This window comes from Mesorhizobium sp. DCY119, from assembly GCF_003590645.1.
Lineage (GTDB): Bacteria > Pseudomonadota > Alphaproteobacteria > Rhizobiales > Rhizobiaceae > Mesorhizobium_M.
Map to the genome: position 1 here is coordinate 3645810 of NZ_CP031834.1, position 21975 is coordinate 3667784.

A 21975-nucleotide genomic window follows, 5' to 3' on the forward strand; every position below is an offset into this window, starting at 1 on the left:
TCAATACCCCAGCGGCGGAAGGGTTTCGCCTTCCGGTTCGGCGACGCGCATGCCGTCTGTGTCGTCGGTGCCGATCTCCTGATAGGCGCGGTAGGCAAGGACCAGCAGGAAAGCGAAGAAGGAAAAGGAAATCACGATCGCTGTGAGGATCAGTGCCTGCGGCAGCGGATTGGCCACCGGTCCCGGCGGCACGTCGAAGCCATGCGGAATGATCGGGGGCACTTCACGCGTGATCCTGCCGACGGTGAAGATCAGCAGATTGACCGCATTGCCGAAGATAGCAATGCCGAGAAGAATGCGGATCACGTGTTTCGACAGCATCAGATAGATGCCGACCGCAAAGAACAGTCCGACCAGCACGGAAAGAACCGTCTCCATCAGCCTTCCTCCCTTTCTTCAAGGGCAAGTGCGATGGAAGTGATCGAGCCGACCACGACCAGATAGACGCCGATGTCGAAGAACATCACGGTGGAAAGATCGACGGTGATGCCGAAGAGGCTTGGCGACGTCCAGAGCCCGGTCAGGAACGGCACATGGAGCACATAGGACAGCAGTCCGGAAAGTGCCGCCAGAAACAGGCCGAAGCCCGAAATCGCCATTGGGTGGAAATACATTGCTCTCCGCACCTCCGGCACCCCGAAGGCGATACCGTAGATTGCAAAGGCCGAAGCCGCGATCAACCCGCCAATGAAACCGCCGCCCGGTTCGTTGTGACCGCGCAGCAGCACGAACACCGAGAACAACAGCATCAGGCTGGTCAGATAGGGCGCGGCTGTTCGGAAGATCAGCGTTCGCATGTCAGCGCCTTCCTTTCCGTTTGGCCGGGACAGCCGGGTCCTTGGTGCGAATGCGGATCAGAGCCAGAATCGCCAGCCCGGTAATCATGACCACGGCGATCTCGCCCAGCGTATCCAGTCCACGGAAGTCGACGATGATGACGTTCACGACGTTGCGGCCATGGGCGATGACCAGCGAATAGTTCTTGAAGAATGTGCTCAGCGTCTCGTCGAAGGGAAGCTGCGTTACCTTGAGCAGCAGCATGCCGAAGGCCAACCCACAGGCGCCGGCAACGCTGATATCCAGCACCTTCTGACCCGTCGGCCGGTGATCGGAAACGCTGAGCCGAAGCCGCGTCATGACGAGCGCCAGGATAACCACCGAGAGCGTTTCGACCATAAACTGCGTGAACGACAGGTCGGGCGCGCCCATCAGCATGAACAGAAGCGCGACCGCAAATCCCTGAATGCCGAGCGAAACGATCGCAGTCAGCCGATCCTGCGCATAAACGACAGCCCCAAGGCCTATCACCGCGATAGCAACCACGGTCCATTCGTAGAACCACAGGTCCGGAAACACCGGCATGGAAGGCAATTCGTCGAACAGCACCATCGGCACCAGAAGCGTCAGCGCAACCGCGATGAAGGTCACGGTCATGTAGATGTCGAGCCGGCCGCTCTGGACAACTTTTGTCACGCTGAACGACAGCCGCAGCAGCCCGCGTATCACTTGGTCGAAGCCGCGATCCGGCCCCCAGCCGATAGCCTCCAGAACCGAAGCCATGCTCGCGCGCAGCCGGTCCAACGCCAGATAAGCACCGATACCAAGCGCGATGGTCAGCGCTGAGAGAAGCAACGGGATGCCTATATGCGGCATGGTCGAAATATCGACCTGCAGGTCCTGCCCGGCGACCGCACTTGCCATCGGGCTCGAAAGCAATCGATGCGCAACGGTCGAAAACAGTCCCGCCAGCAGGCCCGAAAGAGCCAAGACGATGGGGCCGAGCCACAGCAGGACGGGGCCTTCATGCGCGTGCTTGGGCGTCTTGGCGGGCGCGCCGATAAACGGCCTCAGCCCAACAGCAAAGGCGATTGCAAACATCAGCGCGTTGCCGACGATCGCCACGATCGTCACCAAAGTGGCCCAGCCGCCCCCGACCGCAACCGCGGCATAAATCTCTTCCTTGGCCAGAAAGCCGAAGAACAGCGGCAGGCCGCCCATGGATAGTGCCGCAAGGATCGCGGCTGCGAAGGTAATCGGCATTGCGCCGCGAAGCCCGCCCAGCGAGCGAATGTCGCGCGTTCCGCTCTCATGATCGATCAGGCCGGCCACCATGAACAGCGCGCCCTTGAACATGGAATGCGCGATCAGATAGAGCACCGCCGCCTCAATGGCCTTTTCCGAACCGAAGCCGGTAAGCATGACAAGCAGGCCGAGCGAAGCGACCGTCGTATAAGCGAGCATCAGCTTCAAGTCGGTCTGTCTGAGCGCGAGCAGCGTTCCGACCAGCAGCGTCACGCCGCCGAACAGCGGCAGTATCGTCTCCCACGCAGCCGTGTCGCCCATCACGGGGTTCATGCGCATGACGAGATAGACGCCGGCCTTCACCATCGTTGCCGAATGCAGGTAGGCCGACACCGGCGTCGGTGCCTCCATGGCGTTGGGCAGCCAGAAATGGAACGGAAACTGCGCGGATTTGGTGAAAGCGCCACCCAGAAGCAGAATGAGTGCTGCCAGATAGAGCGGGCTGTTTCGCATGATATCGCCCGAAGCCAACAGCCCCGAAAGATCATTCTGGCCGCTCGCCGCCCCGATTACCAGCAGGCCGGCTAGCAACGACAAGCCACCCAGTCCGGTGACCACCAGCGCCTGCAAGGCAGCACGGCGCGAGGCTTCGCGAGCGTGGTCGAAACCGATCAAAAGGAACGAAGTAATCGAGGTCAGTTCCCAGAAAACGAAAAGCATCAGGAAGGAGTCGGCAACGACCAATCCCTGCATCGCGCCCATGAACATCAGTATGAAGGAAAAGAACCGGCCCTGGTGCGGATGGCCTTTGAGATAGCCGCCGGAATAGAGCACGATCAGCGTGCCGATGCCAGTGATGAGCAGGGCAAACGTCAGCGACAGTCCATCGATATACCAGGAGAAGCGGACACCCAGGCTCGGTATCCAGTCAAAGCCGCCGGCAATCGCCGCTCCTTCGGAAACCGGCCCTGACATTCCGGCGAAATGCGAAAACATCCAAAGAGGCGCAAGCGCCAGAACCCAGGCAGCGTTGTGCTTCAGCAGTCGGGTCAGGAATGGTGCTGCCGCAGCGGCCAGAAACGGCAATATCAGCGCAAAAAATGTCAGCGGCCGTTCCCCCGTTCCCATCCCGTTGCCCGGCGCGGGCGACCTCGATATGCCAGTGCAGATTTTTGAATGACAGTGGAATAGACGGGAGGCAGCGTCCGGGCAAGTCTTTCCCGGCAAAAGTCCGCCGTCATCCCCGCGATCATTGTTTGAAGGTCGGCTTCTTCATGTCTACCTATCGCAGGACGTACGCAAATCTAAAAAGGCCTTTCTTCTGGCTCTTGAACGCAGCCTGTTCGCCGTGTTCAGTCCTACCTGAGAATCCCATCAAAGCGAGACGCAATGACCAACTCCAGCATATTTCCGAAAATCGAGGCACCGCAGACCGAAGAGCGACCGGTGACGGACACGCGCCATGGCGTGACCCGAACCGACGAATTCGCCTGGCTGCGCGCCGAAAACTGGCAGGAGGTGTTTCGCGAGCCGTCCACTCTCGATCCGGCAATCCGCGATCATCTCAATGCCGAGAACGCCTATCAGTCGGCTTTGATGGAAGACACGGTTGAACTCCAGAAGCGCCTGTTCCAGGAAATGAAGGGCCGCATCAAGGAAGACGACTCCTCGGTGCCGATGAAGGACGGGCCGTTTGCCTATGGTTCATCCTTCAAGATCGGCGGCGAGCAGCCGCGCTATTTCCGCACGCCGCGTGACGGCGGCGCCGAGGAGATCATCCTCGACGGCGACGCTGAAGCCGAAGGCAAGCCCTATTTCCGCATCGGCGGTGTCGACCATTCGTCCGACCACAAGCGCCTGCTCTGGGCATACGATGACAAGGGGTCAGAGTTCTTCACGCTCCACGTCCGTGAATTGTCGGACGGCAAGGACATTTCCGACCAGGTCACCGATACCGGCGGCTCGGGCGTTTGGAATGCATCGGACGATGGGTTCTTCTACACGCGCCTCGATCAGAATCATCGTCCGTCGAAAATCTTCTTCCACGCCCTCGGCGACGATCCGGCCAATGATCGCCTTGTCTTTGAAGAGACCGACCCCGGCTTCTTCATGAATGTCGGCGGCTCGCGCCGCAACGACTGGATTTTCATCGGCATCAACGACCACGAAACGTCGGAATACCGGCTCCTCAGCATGGCCGACCCGCATGCCGAGCCGCAGCTGGTGGCGGCGCGCGAGACCGGCCTGCAATACGATCTCGAGGAAGGCGGCGACATCTTCTTCATCTTGACCAATGCCGACGGCGCCAAGGATTTCAAGATCATGACCGCGCCGGTAACCGCCCCCGGCCGCGCTAACTGGAAGGAACTGGTGCCCCACGAGCCCGGCCGCCTCATCCTGTCGGTCCTCGGTTATCAGGATTTCATGGTTCGCCTGGAGCGGAAGGAAGGCTTGCCGCGGATCGTCGTGCATGACCGCAAGACCGGCGAGGAGCATATGATCTCCTTCGAGGAGGAAGCCTTCTCGCTCGGCCTCGGCGGCTCCTATGAATATGACACCGATGTCATCCGCTTCTCCTATTCGTCGATGACGACGCCGACCCAACTCTTCGACTACAATCTGCGCACGCGCGAGCGGGTTCTTTTGAAGACGCAGGAAGTTCCCTCCGGCCACAATCCCGAAGACTATGTCACCCGCCGGCTGATGGCGCCGGCGCATGATGGCGAGCTCGTCCCAATCTCGCTTATCTATCACCGCGACACGCCGCTCGACGGTTCGGCGCCTTGCCTGCTCTACGGCTACGGCTCCTACGGCATCGCCATTCCTGCGTCCTTCAACACCAACTGCCTGTCGCTGGCCGATCGCGGTTTCGTCTATGCCATCGCCCATATCCGCGGCGGCAAGGACAAGGGCTACGCCTGGTATGACGACGGCAAGCGCGAGAAGAAGACCAACACCTTCCTCGACTTCATCGCTGCCGCTCATCACCTGGTTGCAGAGCGCTACACCAGCCACGACCGCATCGTCGCCCAGGGCGGTTCCGCCGGCGGCATGCTGATGGGCGCGATCGCCAATATGGCGCCCGATGCCTTCGGCGGCATCATCGCCGAGGTGCCCTTCGTCGACGTCCTCACCACCATGCTCGACGATACACTGCCGCTAACCCCGCCCGAATGGCCGGAATGGGGCAATCCGATCACGTCGGAAGCCGACTACAAGACCATTGCCGCCTACTCGCCCTATGACAATGTCGGCGCTCTTTCTTACCCGCCGATCCTGGCGGTGGCCGGCCTCACCGATCCGCGCGTCACCTATTGGGAGCCGGCGAAATGGGCAGCGCGCCTGCGCAAGCTCAAAAAGGACGCCAACCCGGTCCTGTTCAAGATCAACATGGATGCCGGCCACGCGGGTGCGTCTGGTCGTTTCTCGCGACTGGAAGAGATCGCCTACAACTATGCCTTCGCGCTGAAAGTAACCGGCAAGGCAAAAGCCGAACCGGCGTAAGCCTCAAAATCCAGCCGGCGAGCAGATCAGTTCGCCGGCTGCTGGCGCGGCGGGTAGCCGTTCGGATGCGGCGGGATCGCTTTCAGATAGGCGGCGATCGCCGCGCGATCTTCCTTGGTCAGCTTCGCCATGTTGCGCTGGACCTCAGCCATGGTGCCGCCGGCAGAATCGAAATCCGGCGTGAAGCCGGTTTCGAGATAGTCCGCGATTTCACTCTCCGACCATGTAATACCGCCCTCGCCCGACGTGAGATTGGGCACGATGCCATTCCCCTCCGCAGCGGCCGCACCCGCCAGCCATTGGCTCTTCTCGGTTCCGCCGATGAGATCGCGCGGGGTATGGCATTCGCCGCAATGTCCCGGACCTTCGACAAGATAGCGCCCGGCAACCTGCGCTTCGGTCGCGCTGTCGTTAAGCGCAACCACAGGCTCAGGGCTCACATAGAGCTGCTTCCAGAGGCCGAGCCCGCGGCGGATGTTGAAGGGGAAGCTCAGCGAATGACCCGGTGCCTTTCCGGCAACCGCCGGTAGCGTCTTCATGAACGCATAGAGGTCGGCGACATCCGAGGTCTTCATCCGCGCATAGGAAGCGTAGGGAAATGCCGGATAGAAATGCTCGCCGGAGGGCGAAACGCCTTTCAGCACGGCATTGGCGAAATCCTCGGCGGACCACGCGCCGATGCCGTCCGTCGTGTCCTGCGAGATGTTCGGCGCAACGAAAGTGCCGAACTGCGTTTTCAGTTCGACGCCGCCGACGAGTTCGAGCTTGGCATCGCCTTCGGCCTTGGGACGGGCGTGGCAGGAGGTGCAGCCCCCTGCCCAAAAAATCCGCTCGCCCTTCACAGGATCGCCCGATCCGAGAGCCGCCGCTTCAGCCGCATCGAGGCGCACCGGCTCAGTCAGGATCCAGAAAGCCACCGCGCCGACGCCGCAAAGGAGAACGGCTCCGACGGCCAGCTTTCCGACGATACCCATCCGAAGGCGATTAGCTCTTCTTGATGCGGAAGGTTTCGTGGCAGGTGCCGCAATTGGAGGTCACCTTGCCGAATGTGGTCTTGAAGGAATCGAGATCGGTCGGAGGCGCAGCAACGGCTGCAGCCGTGTCAGCCTTGAACTTGTCGACCGCAGCCTGGAAACCTGCAGTGTCTTCCCAGATTTTCGGAGAAACCGTCGTCTTTTCGCCCGTTTCGCTTCCCTTCGGGAACATGGCGGCGACATCGATCTTCTGGGCGTCGTCGCTCAGCGTCTTCAGCGCTTCCAGCACCAGTGCTGCGTCGAACGGCTTTTCGCCCTTCATGATTGGCGCGATGCTTCCGACAGCCTTGCCGTTTGCCTTCATGAGGGCCTGGCGGTCGGCGATCGGATCGGCAAGAGCCGCCGAACATGCGAGCGCGAGCGCCGAGACGGCGAGGATAAGCTTCTTCATCAATAGTCCTCCGGTTGCAAACTGGCTGCCTGGGATTTTCAACGCGCAAGGTGGACGAAAACATCCCGCCATGCTCTTCACGCTTGCGTGATCTTGCCGTGACCGCGGGATTGCATGAAGCGGGCAAACATAAAGAAAAACCCCGGACAAGCCGGGGTTTTTCGAAACTCTGAGTGCGGTCTCTAAGGCTTATGCCTTCTCGTACAATTCGAGCACGTAGTCCCAGTTGATGAGGCTGTCGACGAACGCTTCGAGATATTTCGGGCGGGCGTTGCGATAGTCGATGTAATAGGAATGCTCCCAGACGTCGACGCCGAGGATCGGCGTTGCGCCGTGCACGAGCGGGTTTTCGCCGTTCGGCGTCTTGGAGATGGCCAGCTTTCCGTCCTTGACGGAGAGCCACGCCCAGCCGGAACCGAACTGCGTCGTGCCGGCAGCGATGAAATCGGCCTTGAACTTGTCGTAGCCGCCAAGGTCGCTGTCGACTGCCTTCTGCAGCGCGCCGGGCAGCTTGGTGCCGCCGCCGCCCTTCTTCATCCAATTCCAGAAATGGAGGTGGTTGTAGTGCTGGGCTGCGTTGTTGAAGAGGCCGGCATTCTTGCCGAACGACTGCTTGACGACTTCCTCGACCGACAGGTTTTCCATGCCGGCTTCAGCGGCAAGCTTGTTGCCGTTGTCGACATAGGTCTTGTGATGCTTGTCGTGGTGATATTCCAGCGTCTCCTTGGACATGAAGGGCTGGAGAGCCTCATAGTCGTAGGGCAATGCGGGCAATTCAAAAGCCATGGTCGTACTCCTTCGTTGGCAATTTCCGGCAATCTCTTGCCGGACAGACATATGGTGGAATTGTTTTCGAACAACCCCTGAACTGGTGTGCGGTTCCTTCTAGATCATCGCGCCCGAAAGTGTCAGCCTGTTTTCTTCACGGAAGCCGGTTCCATCGGAAAAATATGCTCACTTGGCAGGCGTCGAATGCGCCCACTCCCAGTAAAGCTCGCGCGCCTTTTTGGCTACCGGTCCCGGCTGCAGATCGCGATCCTCGATCCGGGTGACCGGTACGACCTTGGAGTGGTTCCCCGTCGAGAATATCTCGTCGGCCTGGAGGAAATCGCGCACCGACAATGCCTTTTCGGTGGTGCGGAAGCCATATTCGGCCAGCAGTGAGATGGTGCGGGCGCGCGTGATACCTGACAGGAACGTTCCATTGGCCGCCGGCGTGAAGACATGGCCATCCTTGACCAGGAAGACGTTCGACGAACCGGTTTCGGCGACATTGCCAAGCATGTCGAGTACAAGCGCATTGTCGAAACCGCGCATCTTGGCCTCGAGAATGGCGCGGCCATTGTTCGGATAGAGGCAACCCGCTTTGGCGTTGGTCGGCATCGTCTCGATCGTCGGCCTGCGGAAGGGCGATACGGTGAGCGAAAATCCTTCCGGCGGGATCATCGGCGATTCGTAGAGACAGAGGCAGAACCGGGTCGAAGCAGGGTCGGCCGGCACGCCCATGTAGCCGCCATGCTCGGCCCAATACATCGGGCGGATGTAGACGGCGGTCTTGCCGTCGAATTTCTTCAGGCCGTCCTGTGTCAGGCCGACGATCTCGTCCTGGCTCTTCGACGGCTTCAGCCCCAGCGAGATCGCGGAAGAATTGACCCGTTGCGAATGCAGGTCGAGATCTGGCGAAACGCCTTCGAACCAGCGCCCGCCGTCGAAAACACTGCTTCCAAGCCACATCGCATGGCTGCGGGGCCCGAGAATCGCAACGTTGCCCTCATGCCAGTCACCGTCGACATAGGTCCAGGTCTTGCTCTGTGCGGCAGCTGAAAGTGACATGAATTATCCGCCTTCTTTAGGAGTGAGCGGCATCGAAGACGCTTTGCTCGCCTCCGTCAACCACCGCAGACGGGGAAAAGTTGATGCCAGCCGACCCGCACCTTAAGGTGACTCGCTGCGTTATCGCGGCATTGGAGAATGAGAGCATCGATGCGCCACCACGCCTATGTCTTCGACGCCTATGGCACTCTGTTCGACGTGCATGCTGCCGTACGCCGTCATGCCGATAAGATCGGCCCCGACGGCCAGTTATTTTCGGAAATCTGGCGCGCGAAACAGCTGGAATATTCGTGGACGCGGACGCTGATGGGGGCATATCTCGATTTCTGGCAGCTGACCGAACAGTCGCTCGACTTTGCCTTTCTCAAGGTGCCCTCTGCCGACAAGAAACTCAGGCAAGATCTTCTTGACGCCTATTGGCGGCTCGATTGCTATCCGGAGGTTCCAGCCGTCCTGAAGGCTTTGAAGGCCGACGGTGCGCGGCTTGCCATACTGTCCAACGGCTCACCGGCGATGCTGGAAGCAGCCGTGAAATCGGCGGCGCTAGATCAGGTGCTGGACGACATCTTCTCCGTCGACACCGTGCGCCGGTTCAAGACCGACCCTTCGGTCTATGATCTCGTCACCACAGGCTGGCGTCTTTACCCGGATGCCGTTTCCTTCCAGTCGTCGAATCGCTGGGACATTGCGGGTGCTGCCAAGTTCGGTTTTCGCACAGTGTGGATCAACCGAACCAACCAGCCCGACGAATATCGCGACCTTGCCCCAGCCCTTATCCTGCCATCGCTCAAAGGGCTGTTGACCGGAGACTGACGGCCCCGCCGTGGCCGATATGCCACATGGCGCTGCCGTCACATCTTCGCCCTTTTTTCTTCACCGTCAGGCCAGAATCGAAACCGCTTATCGCGCTCGAACTTTGGGGGATGGAAAGCGTTCCGCTCGCGGAGCGTTCACGGAATTTTGCGACGCTGTTAACTATCCTTTTCAGCGCCGGGATTTAAAAGGGCATCATGACTGACACACTCTCCTCCATTCGCTTAAATCGCCGCGGCTTTCTAGGGGCGGCAGCCGTAGGTGCTGCTTCCATCGCCGTTTCCGCATGCAGCACCGTCTCGCGCGGCGCCTATGTCGACGGACCGCCGCCCGAGGCTCCGCAGCTCAGCGTCGATTCGTCTTTCGGCGACTACGCGATGATGTACGGCCCCGTCACTGACGAGGGTTTCGAAATACCCGCCATCCCCTTGAAAAAGATGAACAAGCGGTTCCTGCGGCAGGTCGTGCAGGACCCGACGGGCGAGCGCCCGGGCACGATCGTCGTCGATACGTCGAATCACTTCCTCTATCTGGTCCGCGAAGGCGGCGAAGCCATGCGCTACGGCGTTGGCCTTGGCCGCGCCGGCTTCGAATGGTCCGGCCGCGCCGTCATACAGTGGAAGCGCAAGTGGCCGACGTGGACGCCGCCGGACGAGATGATCGGACGGCAGCCGGAACTCGCCAAGTATAGTGCTGCCAATGGCGGCATGCAGCCGGGCCTGATGAACCCGCTCGGTGCGCGCGCGCTCTATATCTTCCAGAACAATCAGGACACGCTTTATCGCCTGCACGGCTCGCCGGAATGGAGCTCGATCGGCAAGTCTGTTTCGTCCGGCTGCGTGCGCCTGATGAACCAGGATATCATCGATCTCTACGATCGCGTCCCGAACAAGACCCCGATCCTGGTTACCGGCGGTCTCGGCGGCGTCGCCTGACCGCTCCGAACCGAGACTCAGTTCAAAGGACCGGCCTTGACCGGTCCTTTTGTTTTAGATCACCGCTTCAGGCTTCCGAGAATCCCGCGCACCAGCGCGCGTCCGAGCGAGGAGCCCACTGACCGCACAACTGATTTGATCGCCGCTTCCGCGACCGTCTGGCGGCCGGAAGCGCGCGGCTGTGCGGTACGGCGTCCCGTGGGTTGTTTTGAACCGCCACCGCCGAAATCCGGCAATGTCCAGCCACCGCCGCTGGCTTGGGTTTCGCCCTGAGGCGCGGTCTGTCCCTGCTTGGCCCGAGCCAACAGAATTTCGTAGGCCGATTCGCGATCGACCATCTGGTCGTACTGACCCGTCACCGGGCTGGCATTGATCACCTTGCGGCGTTCTTCCGGCGTCAGCGGGCCGATGCGCGACGACGGCGGGCGGATCAACGTCCGTTGGACCATTGAAGGAACGCCCTTGTCTTCGAGCGTCGAAACCAGCGCCTCGCCGGTGCTGAGATTGGTTATCGCTTCGAACGTCTTGAAATCCGGGTTGGGCCGGAACGTGTCGGCCGCGACCTTCACCGCATTCGTTTCGCGCGGCGTATAGGCGCGCAGCGCATGCTGAATGCGGTTGCCAAGCTGGGCGAGCACCGTTTCCGGTACGTCCAGCGGGTTCTGCGTGACGAAATACACGCCCACGCCCTTGGAACGGATAAGCCGAACGACCTGCTCGACGCGGTCGAGCAGTGCCTTCGGAGCTTCGTTGAAAAGCAGATGCGCCTCATCGAAGAAGAAGACGAGACGCGGCTTTTCCGGGTCGCCGACTTCCGGCAGTTCCTCGAAGAGTTCGGAAAGCAGCCAGAGCAGGAAGGTGGAATAAAGCCGCGGGTTCGTCATCAGCTTGTCGGCTGCCAGAACATTCACCGCGCCACGCCCGTCCGGTGTCGTGCGCATGATGTCGGGAATCCGCAGCGCCGGCTCGCCGAAGAAATTCTTGCCGCCCTGCTGTTCCAGAACGAGCAGCGAGCGCTGGATCGCACCGACCGAGGTCTTGTTGACGTTGCCGTAGCGCGCCGAAAGCTCTTCCGAGCGTGTGGCCATGTGGGCCAGCATCGACTGCAGGTCCTTCATGTCGAGGAGCAGAAGCCCCTCCTCGTCGGCGATCTTAAAAGCGATGTTGAGAACGCCTTCCTGCGCATTGGTAAGGTTCATCAGCCGCGACAGCAGCAGCGGCCCCATTTCCGTGACAGTGGCGCGGATCGGATGGCCCTGCTCGCCGAACAGATCCCAGAAGATAACCGGCGTTTCACGGAACTCGTAAGGCTCGAGCTTGATCGCTTCGGCGCGCTTGAGCAGAAAATCCTTCGGCTCGCCAACCGCTGCAATACCAGACAGATCACCCTTGATGTCGGCGCAGAAGACAGGAACGCCGGCGTTGGAAAAGCCTTCGGCGAGAATCTGAAGCGTGACCGTCTTGCCCGTGCCCGTCGCGCCAGTGATCAGGCCGTGCCGGTTTCCATATTTCAGGAGCAGACTTTCAGGTCTTTGATAGCTGTCATCAGGCTTACGGCTGGCCCCGATGAAAATGCTGTCTTGCTGCGCCATATTTTCCAGCTCTCCAAAAACCAAGTCGACGCCCGGCGCGAGAAGCCAGGAATCCAGAAATGTATAGTGGCGCGGTTGCAGCGTCACAATGGCAATCGCGCAAATTGGCCGATTGAGGGTTGCAGTCGGCGTTGTGGTTTGGCAATCGGAAAAGCCGTTGTGCGTGTGTTTGCATTGCGACACAACGCCGGTGGCCATAATGTTCGGGCTCTGCTCGGATAAGGTCGGGAGAACAGGGAACACGTATGGACGCCCGAGCGATTTTCAGTGATGTCGAATTCCAACCGGCGGACCGCGAGCGTTGGACAGCGCTGGCGCAAAAAGCGCTTTCCGGCGCTTCGTTCGAAGAGACGCTTGTTTCGCACACAGACGACGGAATCCGCATCGACCCGCTCTACGAGCGTGCGCAAAGCGCGGAGTTCCTGTCGCGCCAGAACGCGGAAGCGCCATGGATCATTACGCAGCGCATCGACGATCCGGACCCCAAGCGAGCGAACCGGCAGGCACTGGAAGAGATAAACCAGGGCGCGACCGGGCTTTCGCTGGTATTCGACGGCGCGCCGAATGCATTCGGATACGGCCTGCCGGGAACCGCCGAAGCGCTCGATGCGGTTCTGGAAGGCGTGGTGCTCAACCGCACCTATCTGCGGATCGACGTGCATCCTTCAAGCCGGGCCATGGCCGACTGGCTGGTTGCGATCCTGACCAAGCGACGCGCCGATCCGGCAAAGCTCAATCTCTCCTTCGGCATCGATCCGGCAGCGATCTTTGCCGGCACCGGGCGGCTGCGCATGTCGATCGAGGCGCTCCAGGCATCCATGCCGCAATCGCTGGCGCATTTCTTCGCGCTTGGCGTTCCGGGCGTGCTTCTGGAGGCAGACGGCCGCGTGCTGCACAATGCGGGTGCGACGGAAGCGCAGGAACTCGGCGTCATGCTGGCTTCCGCCGTGGCTCACCTTCGCCTGTTCGAAGAGGCACGTCAGGCTTTGCTCTACGCTGCCCCGCATATCGGCTTCTCGCTCAGCGTCGATCAGGATCAGTTCCTGTCGATGGCCAAGATCAGGGCATTGCGAAAACTCTGGGCGCGGGTCCAGCAGGCCTGCTCGATTGCGCCCTCACAGGCGGCCATTCACGCCGAAACGTCCTACCGGATGATGACCGTGAAAGACCCGGAGACCAACATCCTGCGCACCACATTGGCCAGCTTTGCGGCAGTTGCCGGTGGCGCGGACTCAGTCGCCATCCTGCCCCACACCATCACCCACGGCTTGCCGGAAGGCTTTGCGCGACGCATTGCACGCAACACCCAACTCATCATGGCGGGTGAAAGCCACATCGGCTTCGTCGGCGACCCGGCATCCGGTTCCGGCGGCGTCGAGGCGCTGACCGCGGCATTGTGCGAGGCAGCCTGGCAGGAGTTTCAGGCCATCGAGGCTGAGGGCGGCATACTCAGGAGCCTCGCCAACGGGCTTATCCAGGGCCGTGTCATCGAGGCGCGCAACAAGCGGATTGCCGAATACAAAGCCGGAAAGCGGGCAATCGTCGGTACCACCGTCTTCCCCGTGAAGTCCGAACGCCCCGTCGAAACCATCAAGGCAGACCGTCACCCGGCGCCGACGGACGGCACGGTGTTTTGTGAAGCATTGCCTGCTGAAAGGCTCGACGAATTGATCGGAGCCGCATCATGATACCCGATTTTTCAAAGCTAGCCTGGTCCGAGCCGCCGTCCGGCAAGTCTGGTGCGGATGCGAAAATCTGGCAGACGCCGGAAGGCATTCCCATCAAGCGCCGCTACGGTCCCGAAGATCTCGCCGGCTTGCCGCACCTCGACGGCTATCCCGGCAGCGCGCCCTACATTCGCGGGCCCTACCCGACCATGTATGTCCAGCAGCCCTGGACGATCCGCCAGTACGCCGGCTTCTCGACGGCGGAAGAATCCAACGCCTTCTATCGGCGCAATCTGGCGGCGGGCCAGAAGGGCCTTTCGGTGGCTTTCGACCTTGCCACTCATCGCGGCTATGACAGCGATCATCCGCGCGTTGCCGGCGATGTCGGCATGGCCGGCGTCGCGATCGATTCCATCCTCGACATGCGCCAGCTGTTCGACGGCATTCCCCTCGACCAGATGACCGTGTCGATGACCATGAACGGCGCGGTTCTGCCGATCATGGCGCTCTATATCGTGGCCGCCGAAGAACAGGGCGTTGCGCAGAAGGATTTGGCCGGAACCATTCAGAATGACATTCTGAAAGAGTTCATGGTGCGCAACACCTACATTTACCCGCCGAAGCCTTCGATGCGGATCATTTCCGACATCTTTTCCTACACTTCGCATCATATGCCGAAGTTCAACTCGATCTCGATTTCCGGCTATCATATGCAGGAAGCCGGCGCGACCGCCGACCTCGAGCTAGCCTACACCATCGCCGACGGCATCGAATATGCCCGCGCCGGCGTGGCCGCAGGTCTCGACATCGACAAATTCGCTCCGCGCCTGTCGTTCTTCTGGGCGATCGGGATGAACTTCTTCATGGAAGTCGCCAAGATGCGGGCCGCACGCCTGCTCTGGGCCGGCCTGATGCAGAAGAACTTTTCACCGAAGGACCAGCGCTCGCTGTCGCTGCGCACCCATTGCCAGACCTCCGGCTGGTCGCTGACGGCGCAGGACCCCTACAACAACATCATGCGCACCATGATCGAGGCGATGGCCGCGACGCAGGGACATACGCAGTCGCTTCACACCAATTCCTTCGATGAAGCGCTGGCGCTGCCGACCGACCATTCGGCGCGCATCGCCCGCAACACGCAGCTCATCCTGCAAAAGGAATCCGGCACCACCCGTATCATCGACCCGTGGGGTGGTTCAGCCTATGTCGAGCGGCTGACGCATGATCTCGCGGCGCGGGCTCTTTCGCACATCGAAGAGGTCGAGGCGCTCGGCGGCATGGCCGCTGCTACCGAAAAAGGCATTCCCAAGCTGCGCATCGAGGAAGCCGCCGCCCGTACCCAGGCAAGGATCGATTCCGGTCAGCAGGTGCTTGTCGGCGTCAACGCGTTCCAGCCCGAGACGGACATCGAGGTCGATGTCCTCAAGATCGACAACGCGGAAGTGCGCGCGCGCCAGCTTTCCAAGCTGCAGCAGCTGAAGGGTACGCGCGATGTTGCCGCCGTCGAAAGCGCGCTCGACGCATTGACCAAGGCAGCGACCGGCAACGAAAACCTGCTCGAATTCGCCATCCGGGCGGCACGCGCCAGAGCCACAGTGGGCGAAATCTCGCTTGCGCTCGAAAAAGCCTTCGGCCGCCATGTCGCCACCGTACAGACGATCTCCGGCGTCTACCGTTCAGAGATCGGCGAAAACCCGACTGTCGATCGCGTTCAGGAAAAGGTCGAGGCTTTCGAGAAGAAGACCGGCTCCAAGCCGCGCATTCTCGTCGCCAAAATGGGACAGGACGGGCATGACCGCGGCCAGAAGGTGATTGCAACCGCCTTTGCCGACCTTGGCTTCGACGTCACCGTGGGCGCGATGTTCCAGACACCGGAGGAGATCGCCAAGCTCGCCGTCGACCGCGATGTCCACATCGTCGGCGCCTCGTCGCTCGCCGCCGGCCATCTCACGCTTGTTCCCGAACTGCGCGACGCGCTGAAGAAACATGGCCGCGAAGATATCCTGATCGTCGCCGGCGGCGTCATCCCGCCGCAGGACTATGATGCGGTGCTGAAAGCCGGCGCCACCGAAATCTTCCCGCCCGGGACGGTCATCCCGGAAGCGGCGGAACGGTTGTTGGATGGGCTGCTTTCATAAGGACGCTGCAAGGCACAAGTGTATAGTGGTGCCTTGCCAAAGCCTCCAAGATCACACGATCAAGCTAGGATTCTGAAGCTGCGCTTCAGCCGCCGATGCTCAGTTTCACGATCTCCCATTCCTTGCCGTTGACCGTGGCGATGTCGCCGACGGATTTCCCGAACAGCGCAACGGCCATCGGTGAGACATGCGAGATGGTGCCCTTTGCCGGGTCCGCTTCGTCCTCGCCGACGATCTTCCAGTGCACTTTCTTGCCGTCGTCGCCTTCCAGCGTCACGCCCATGCCGAAGCGCACCACATCGCTGTCAGGCTCCGGCACTGAAAGTTCCGCGCTTTCGCGCCGTGCCGTCCAGTAGCGCAGGTCTCGCGAAACCAGCGCAAGCCGTTCGCGGTCGGCCTGCCGCTCCGCCTTGCCGAGTTCCTCGCGCAATTCGGCAAGCTCTGCCTCGATAAGCGCAAGGCCGTGTTCTGTCACGAGATTGCGGTGAGAACTGATCGGCCGCTCGCCAATGTCGGCGATGGCTTCGTTGTCATCCTCGCGTGTGAAAGCTCTGCTCATGAAAGCGAGCTTAAGCGCTGGCTTGACATCCGACAAGCAATCCCTTGGCCGTATAAGGTGCTATTGGCATGGTTCATGCTGCGACGATCGGATGAAATGGAAGCTGTGCCAATGCTGAACAGACGCCGCTTTCTTGCCGGCACAGCCGGCTTTGCCGTTGGCGGACTGACCGTGCCGCTCAGTGCCACGGCGGCAAGCATCGCCGGCGTCGAACTCGCGTCCATGCGCGGCTCGATCGATGCGACCGAGCTTGGTGTTCGGCCCGGCGCATTCGAGGACCAGAGCAACGCATTTTTCAAAATGCTACAGAGCGCCGCCGATCGCGACATGCCGGTCTTCCTCCCTCCGGGTACCTATGTCGTTTCAAATCTTGCTTTGCCGCGACGCGTCCGCCTTACCGGCGTGCCGGGCGCCACGCGCATCATCTATGGCGGCGGCGGTCATCTGTTCGCTGCCGAAGATGCAGAGATCATCGACCTATCCGGCCTCGTGCTGGATGGCGCCAACAAATGGCTTGGCGACTACACGCAAGGTCTCGTCGATCTGCGCCGCATCAGCCAGCTTTCCATCGACAATTGCCAGATCATCGCCAGCGGCAAGAACGGTATTTCGCTGGAAGCAGCATCCGGCCGCATCGAACGATCGACCATTTCAGGTGCAGCTGACGCCGGCATTTATTCCGTCGAAGCCGGGCGCATGCAGATCGCCAACAACACGGTCACCGACTGCGGCAATGGCGGCATTCTCGTCCATCGCTGGCAGCCGGCCGAAGACGGCACCATTGTCACCGGCAACCGCGTCGAGCGGATTGCCGCGCGCAATGGCGGTACCGGCCAATATGGCAACGGAATCAATGCCTTCCGCGCCGGCAATGTGATGATCGCCAACAACATGGTTTCGGATTGCGCCTTTTCCGCCATCCGCGCCAACAGCGCAAACAATGTCCAGATCGCCGGCAACACATGCTCACGGCTTGGCGAAACCGCGATCTATTCCGAATTCTCCTTCGAGGGCGCTGTCATCACCGGCAACATTGTCGATGGCGCAGCCAACGGCATCTCGATCGTCAATTTCAACGAAGGCGGACGCCTCGGCGTCTGTTCCAACAACATCGTCCGAAACATGTCGAAGCAAGGCCCCTACCCGCCTGATGCAGCCGGCTTTGGCATAGGCATCGGCATCGAGGCCGACACTGCGGTCACCGGCAATGTGGTGGAAAACGCACCGTCCTTCGGCATCAATATCGGCTGGGGGCCATATTTGCGCAATGTCACTGCCACCGGCAATGTCGTCCGCAACGCCGGCACGGGAATTGCGGTAACCGTTGTGGAAGGTGCCGGCTCGGCGGTCATTACCGACAACATCATCGACGGCGCAAAGAATGGCGCAATCGTCGGTCATCGCTGGCTCGACGCCGCCACAGGTGATCTCGCTTCAGGCGGCAATGGCGGCTTCGCGCATCTGACCATCGAGCGCAATCACGCAAGCTGAACAGCGAACCGTTACGCCAGAGCCGCTGCCGGACGCAGGCTGCCGACGGTAATGCCGTTCCAGTTGACGAGCGTCGGATTGGCAAGCGTGCTAAGCTTTTCCGCCAGCGCCTCGTCCTTTGCCAGAAGCTTCGCCAGAACCGCCGCAACCATCACTTCCGCCGCGCGCCCGGCGCCATCGTCGCATTTCAGCGCGATGCCGAGGCCGAGTTCGGGCACTGCGGCGCAAAAAACGCCTTCCGCGCCAATCTTGACGAAGATGCGCCCCGGCGCAGTTTCCATGAGTTTGGTGTCCGACCGCTCGGAGCCGGCTACATAGAAGGGCTCGGCCATGCAGGCTGCAAACAGGCGCTTGGCCGCCGTCGCGCGCGCAGGCGCAAGTCCTACTCCCGTCGCCATCCTGGCAAAGCCATGCGCGATGTTCCTGAGTGGCACCGCATAGGTCGGGATCGAGCAGCCGTCGGTGCCGCGATTGTCGGCATTGTGCGCTGCGCCGGTCACGCCCTCCATCGCCTCGCGCACCATTTCCTGGTAGGCATGCCCGGCCTTCACATAGCCATGATGTTCGATGCCGGCATGGCAGCAGGCGCAGATGAAACCGGCGTGCTTTCCCGAGCAATTGTTGTGAAGGGCGCCCGGCGAACCGCCGGCTCTTGCCAGTGCGGTCGTGGCATTCTGATAGGACGGCCAATGCGCGCCGCACTCCAGCGCCCCCTCGTCCAGACCGGCTTTTACCAGCATGGCCCGAGCCAGTTCGACATGCTCCGTCTCGCCATTGTGCGAAGCGCAGGCCAGCGCCAATTCCTTGTCACTAAGGCCGTAAGCATCCGCAGCCCCGGTCTCGATGAGCGGCAGCGCCTGGATCGCCTTGACGGCAGACCGCGGAAAGACGGCCTGCGAGGTATCGCCGATCTCCAGAACCGCCTTGCCGTCGGCATCGAAGATCGCGACCGATCCGCGATGCACGCTTTCAACGATATCACCACGCAGGACTTCGACGAGAACCGGATCTGTCATGATTTCACCGAAATTGAACTGGTCTTGTTGGCAACGCACCTATTCGGTTCGCCGCTTCAACGCAAAGGTTTTCGCTAGATGAGATTTGCCGCCCGGTTGTTCCTTTTCATCGGGATCGTCTTCATCTTGCCGACACTGGCGACTGCGGCCTGGTGGAGCTTGCAGGATCGACCCTCCACATGGCGGGAGGCAACATGGGGAAGCTCCGGCCTGCTACAGCCCGCAAGCGCCGACGACAAGGCAGCCGTCTACATAATGGCGGCACGCACCGGCGGCATGAAAGGCGCATTCTCCCTCCATTGCTGGATCGTGGTCAAACGGCCGGGAGCCACCGAATACGAACGCTATGACAAGGTCGGCTGGGGCAGTCCCATCCGGAAGAATGCCTATCCAGCCGACGCCTACTGGTATTCCAACGCGCCTGAGATCGTGCACCAGCTTCACGGCGCAAGTGCGGAGGCGGTTCTTGCCGGCATCGATACAGCGATTGCGGATTATCCCTATTCGAAAGCAGGCGACTATCACATCTGGCCCGGACCGAACTCCAACAGCTTCGTCGCGCATGTCATTCGATCTGTGCCCCAGATGGGAGCCCGCATGCCTTCCAACGCGGTCGGCCGCGATTATGCGCCGGGTGCGGCCTCTTTCGGCTGGGACCGGCAACGCCATGATTTCAAGGCCACGCTCGGCGGGCTGTTGGGCATTGCCGCAGGAGCCGAGAGCGGCATCGAACTCCAGTTCCTGGGTCTGGTAGCGGGAATGGATTTTGCGCGGCCAGCACTTCTCATACCCGCCTATGGCCGGCTCGATCTCTGGCGCACGGAAACCCGGATCGCCAGCGGAACACATTCCGTGCTGATAGAATAGACTTCTTCCGAACAGCGTCATGTTCTGAATCGGATTAGTGGTCCATCTATTTGTTTATACAGGACTTTCATTGAATCCAGCATATGCTGGAGACAATCTAGCTCTCGCCGTGGACACCTGCAGAAAGAAACCCGCCATCCACAGCCAGTGTGTGGCCGTTGACGAAACTGGCCTCGGGGGAAAGCAGGAAGGCGACCGCTGCCGCTATCTCTTCCGGTTCGCCATAGCGGGCTTGCGGCACATGGCCGATCCACAGCCGCCGCTCCTCGACCGAATGCCGGCCCGAAACCACGGCAGCCTCCATCGGCCCCGGTGCGACGCAATTGACCCGCACGCCGCGATTGCCGAATTCCAGCGCCAGCACTTCCGACATCATTTTCAGGCCGGCCTTTGAAGCGCCATAGGCGAGATGCCCGCGATTGGCGCGCATGCCGGAAACCGAGGCGATGTTGACGATGGAGAGCGTCGCGCCCATGCGTTCCAGCGATGCCTTCGCCGCGATGAAAGCGCCGACCAGATTGACGTCGAGCAGTTCCCGCAGCAATTCGGCGCTGGTGTCCTCGGCCGAGACATCGCGGGAAATGCCGGCCGAATTGACGAGGCCGCCGATCAGCCCGAGCCGATCGACAACCTCGTCGAATGCATTCGCAATTTCTTCCTCATCGGTGATGTCGGCCTGAAGGAAGATGGCGTTTTCGTCGACGAACAGATCCTCCGCCGTCAGCAGCGCCTGCTCGTCGGCATCGATGATCGCAACCGGCCAGCCGTCGTCCAGAAGACGGCGGGCGATCGCTGTTCCGATGCCCGACGCGCCTCCGGTGACGACGGCCGAATGCTTCATCTGATGCGGTCCAGGATGGAGACGTAATTCGCCACCGCGGCACCACCCATGTTGAAGATGCCGCCCAGCTTGGCGTTGGGGATCTGGATGCCGCCGGCCTCGCCAGTCAACTGCATCGCGGTCAGCACATGCATCGAAACGCCCGTCGCGCCGATCGGATGGCCTTTCGCCTTCAACCCGCCTGATGGGTTGACCGGCAGTCGGCCGTCCTTCTGCGTCTGGCCTTCGAGAGCGACTTTGCCGCCCTCGCCGCGCTTGGCCAGGCCCATGGCCTCATATTCGATCAGTTCGGCGATGGTGAAGCAGTCATGCGTCTCGACGAAGGACAGATCGTCCAGCGTGACACCGGCATTCTTCAGCGCGCGCGCCCAGGCTTCCTCGCAGCCCTCGAACAGCAGGATGTCGCGCTTCGACATCGGCAGGAAGTCCTGCACGTGCTCGTTCGCGCGGAAAGCAACGGCGCGGCGCATCGAAAGCGCCGTCGTCGCGTCGGTCAGCACGATCGCGGCGGCGCCGTCCGAAACGAGAGAGCAGTCCGTGCGCTTCAGCGGGCCGGCCACGAATGGATTCTTATCGCTCTCTGTGCGGCAGAACTCGTAGCCGAAATCCTTGCGCATATGCGCATAGGGATTGTCGACGCCGTTCCGGTGGTTCTTTGCGGCGATGTAGGCCAGCGCGTCCGACTGGTCGCCGTGACGCTGGAAGTAGGCAGCCGCGATCTTGCCGAACTGGCCGGCAAACCCCGCCGGGATGTCAGCCTCTTCCTTCATGTAGGAGGCGCGGATCAGGTTCTGCTGGACCTGCGGTCCTGGAGTGGTGGTCATCTGCTCGACGCCGACGACGAGCACGACGCGGGCAGCCTTGGCCTCCAGCGCCCGGATGCCCTGGCGCACTGCGGCCGAGCCGGTCGCGCAGGCATTCTCGACGCGCGTTGCGGGCTTGAAGCGGAACCGATCGTCAGCCTGCAGTACGAGGCTGGCGGTGAAATCCTGCGGCGAGAAGCCGGCATTGAAATGCCCGAGAACGATCTCGTCGACATCATCCGGCCCGATGCCGGCATGGTCGAGTGCATCATTCGTTACCTTGACGATCAGGCTCTCGACGGTCTCGTCCGCAAGCTTGCCGAATTGCGAGTGAGCCCAGCCCACGATGCATGCAGTCATAAATTCCTCCATCAGCAGGTCGCATGTTGCGACATTTGCGGTTTGAATCCAACGGGCAGATTTCTGTTCAAGTATGAACTTATTTTGCACTGCGGTAAAGCGTCGTCGC

General features: G+C 61.1%; 19 protein-coding genes. 7 read left to right on the forward strand and 12 right to left on the reverse strand.

The annotated features are described in order from the left end of the window. The 3 genes from DZG07_RS17775 to DZG07_RS17785 are packed head-to-tail and all read right to left on the reverse strand — an operon-like array spanning position 1 to position 3150. Positions 1-378, reverse strand: coding sequence for a Na+/H+ antiporter subunit C (locus tag DZG07_RS17775; RefSeq protein ID WP_091913864.1), 378 nt, complete (start codon positions 376-378; stop codon positions 1-3). Further along, positions 378-797, reverse strand: coding sequence for a Na+/H+ antiporter subunit B (locus DZG07_RS17780; RefSeq protein WP_119819200.1), 420 nt, complete (start codon positions 795-797; stop codon positions 378-380). Before DZG07_RS17780 ends, DZG07_RS17775 begins: the two co-directional genes overlap by 1 nt. Position 798: 1 nt before the next feature. Continuing rightward, the gene (locus DZG07_RS17785) at positions 799-3150 is read right to left on the reverse strand and encodes a putative monovalent cation/H+ antiporter subunit A (protein ID WP_119819203.1); all 2352 of its coding nucleotides are present in this window, start codon (positions 3148-3150) and stop codon (positions 799-801) included. Positions 3151-3411: 261 nt separating this feature from the next. On the opposite strand from DZG07_RS17785, the gene DZG07_RS17790 reads away from it, so the two are divergent. Continuing rightward, entirely contained in the window at positions 3412-5526 is a 2115-nt protein-coding gene (locus DZG07_RS17790; RefSeq protein ID WP_119819205.1) for a S9 family peptidase, read from the forward strand. A gap of 26 nt (positions 5527-5552) precedes the next feature. Here DZG07_RS17790 and DZG07_RS17795 read toward each other — a convergent pair whose 3' ends face one another. The 4 genes from DZG07_RS17795 to DZG07_RS17810 form a co-directional block, all read right to left on the reverse strand. Beyond that, a complete protein-coding gene (locus DZG07_RS17795) occupies positions 5553-6500 on the reverse strand; it encodes a cytochrome c (protein ID WP_119819208.1) in 948 nt (315 codons plus the stop codon). A 10-nt stretch (positions 6501-6510) separates the two neighbouring features. After that, complete coding sequence (locus DZG07_RS17800; protein ID WP_091913859.1) at positions 6511-6951, reverse strand: cytochrome c; 441 nt, start codon at positions 6949-6951, stop codon at positions 6511-6513. 189 nt (positions 6952-7140) lie between these two features. Next, on the reverse strand, positions 7141-7737 hold the full coding sequence (locus tag DZG07_RS17805; protein ID WP_091913858.1) for a superoxide dismutase: 597 nt from the start codon (positions 7735-7737) through the stop codon (positions 7141-7143). 168 nt (positions 7738-7905) lie between these two features. Continuing rightward, the gene (locus tag DZG07_RS17810) at positions 7906-8784 is read right to left on the reverse strand and encodes a branched-chain amino acid aminotransferase (RefSeq protein ID WP_119819211.1); all 879 of its coding nucleotides are present in this window, start codon (positions 8782-8784) and stop codon (positions 7906-7908) included. Between the two features lie 150 nt (positions 8785-8934). Here DZG07_RS17810 and DZG07_RS17815 point away from each other — a divergent pair, with 150 nt between their 5' ends. Together DZG07_RS17815 and DZG07_RS17820 are read left to right on the forward strand one after the other, a co-directional pair. Beyond that, a complete protein-coding gene (locus DZG07_RS17815; RefSeq protein WP_091913856.1) occupies positions 8935-9597 on the forward strand; it encodes a haloacid dehalogenase type II in 663 nt (220 codons plus the stop codon). Positions 9598-9794: 197 nt separating this feature from the next. Further along, a complete protein-coding gene (locus tag DZG07_RS17820; RefSeq protein ID WP_119819213.1) occupies positions 9795-10532 on the forward strand; it encodes a L,D-transpeptidase in 738 nt (245 codons plus the stop codon). Positions 10533-10591: 59 nt separating this feature from the next. On the opposite strand, the gene DZG07_RS17825 is transcribed toward DZG07_RS17820, so the two are convergent. Next, positions 10592-12124 (reverse strand): helicase HerA-like C-terminal domain-containing protein, encoded by a 1533-nt coding sequence (locus DZG07_RS17825; protein WP_119821850.1) that lies wholly within the window; start codon positions 12122-12124, stop codon positions 10592-10594. A gap of 245 nt (positions 12125-12369) precedes the next feature. On the opposite strand from DZG07_RS17825, the gene DZG07_RS17830 reads away from it, so the two are divergent. Continuing rightward, the gene (locus DZG07_RS17830) at positions 12370-13812 is read left to right on the forward strand and encodes a methylmalonyl-CoA mutase subunit beta (protein ID WP_119819216.1); all 1443 of its coding nucleotides are present in this window, start codon (positions 12370-12372) and stop codon (positions 13810-13812) included. Continuing rightward, positions 13809-15929: a methylmalonyl-CoA mutase gene (gene scpA / locus DZG07_RS17835; protein ID WP_119819219.1), complete on the forward strand. Its 2121-nt coding sequence runs from the start codon at positions 13809-13811 to the stop codon at positions 15927-15929. The genes DZG07_RS17830 and scpA overlap by 4 nt, the downstream gene beginning before the upstream one ends. Positions 15930-16014: 85 nt before the next feature. On the opposite strand, the gene greA is transcribed toward scpA, so the two are convergent. Continuing rightward, entirely contained in the window at positions 16015-16488 is a 474-nt protein-coding gene (gene greA, locus DZG07_RS17840) for a transcription elongation factor GreA (RefSeq protein ID WP_091914072.1), read from the reverse strand. A 111-nt stretch (positions 16489-16599) separates the two neighbouring features. Between greA and DZG07_RS17845 the strand changes: the two genes are divergently transcribed. Beyond that, positions 16600-17979, forward strand: a complete 1380-nt coding sequence (locus DZG07_RS17845; RefSeq protein WP_091913852.1) for a TIGR03808 family TAT-translocated repetitive protein — start codon at positions 16600-16602, stop codon at positions 17977-17979. Positions 17980-17990: 11 nt separating this feature from the next. Here DZG07_RS17845 and DZG07_RS17850 read toward each other — a convergent pair whose 3' ends face one another. Beyond that, complete coding sequence (locus DZG07_RS17850) at positions 17991-18995, reverse strand: asparaginase (protein WP_091913851.1); 1005 nt, start codon at positions 18993-18995, stop codon at positions 17991-17993. Positions 18996-19073: 78 nt separating this feature from the next. Between DZG07_RS17850 and DZG07_RS17855 the strand changes: the two genes are divergently transcribed. Then, positions 19074-19862: a DUF3750 domain-containing protein gene (locus tag DZG07_RS17855; protein ID WP_119819222.1), complete on the forward strand. Its 789-nt coding sequence runs from the start codon at positions 19074-19076 to the stop codon at positions 19860-19862. Between the two features lie 97 nt (positions 19863-19959). Here the strand turns inward: DZG07_RS17855 and DZG07_RS17860 are convergent, their stop codons facing one another. Then, the gene (locus DZG07_RS17860; protein WP_119819224.1) at positions 19960-20703 is read right to left on the reverse strand and encodes an SDR family oxidoreductase; all 744 of its coding nucleotides are present in this window, start codon (positions 20701-20703) and stop codon (positions 19960-19962) included. Beyond that, positions 20700-21866, reverse strand: coding sequence for an acetyl-CoA acetyltransferase (locus tag DZG07_RS17865; RefSeq protein WP_119821852.1), 1167 nt, complete (start codon positions 21864-21866; stop codon positions 20700-20702). Before DZG07_RS17865 ends, DZG07_RS17860 begins: the two co-directional genes overlap by 4 nt. Positions 21867-21975: the final 109 nt, after the last annotated feature.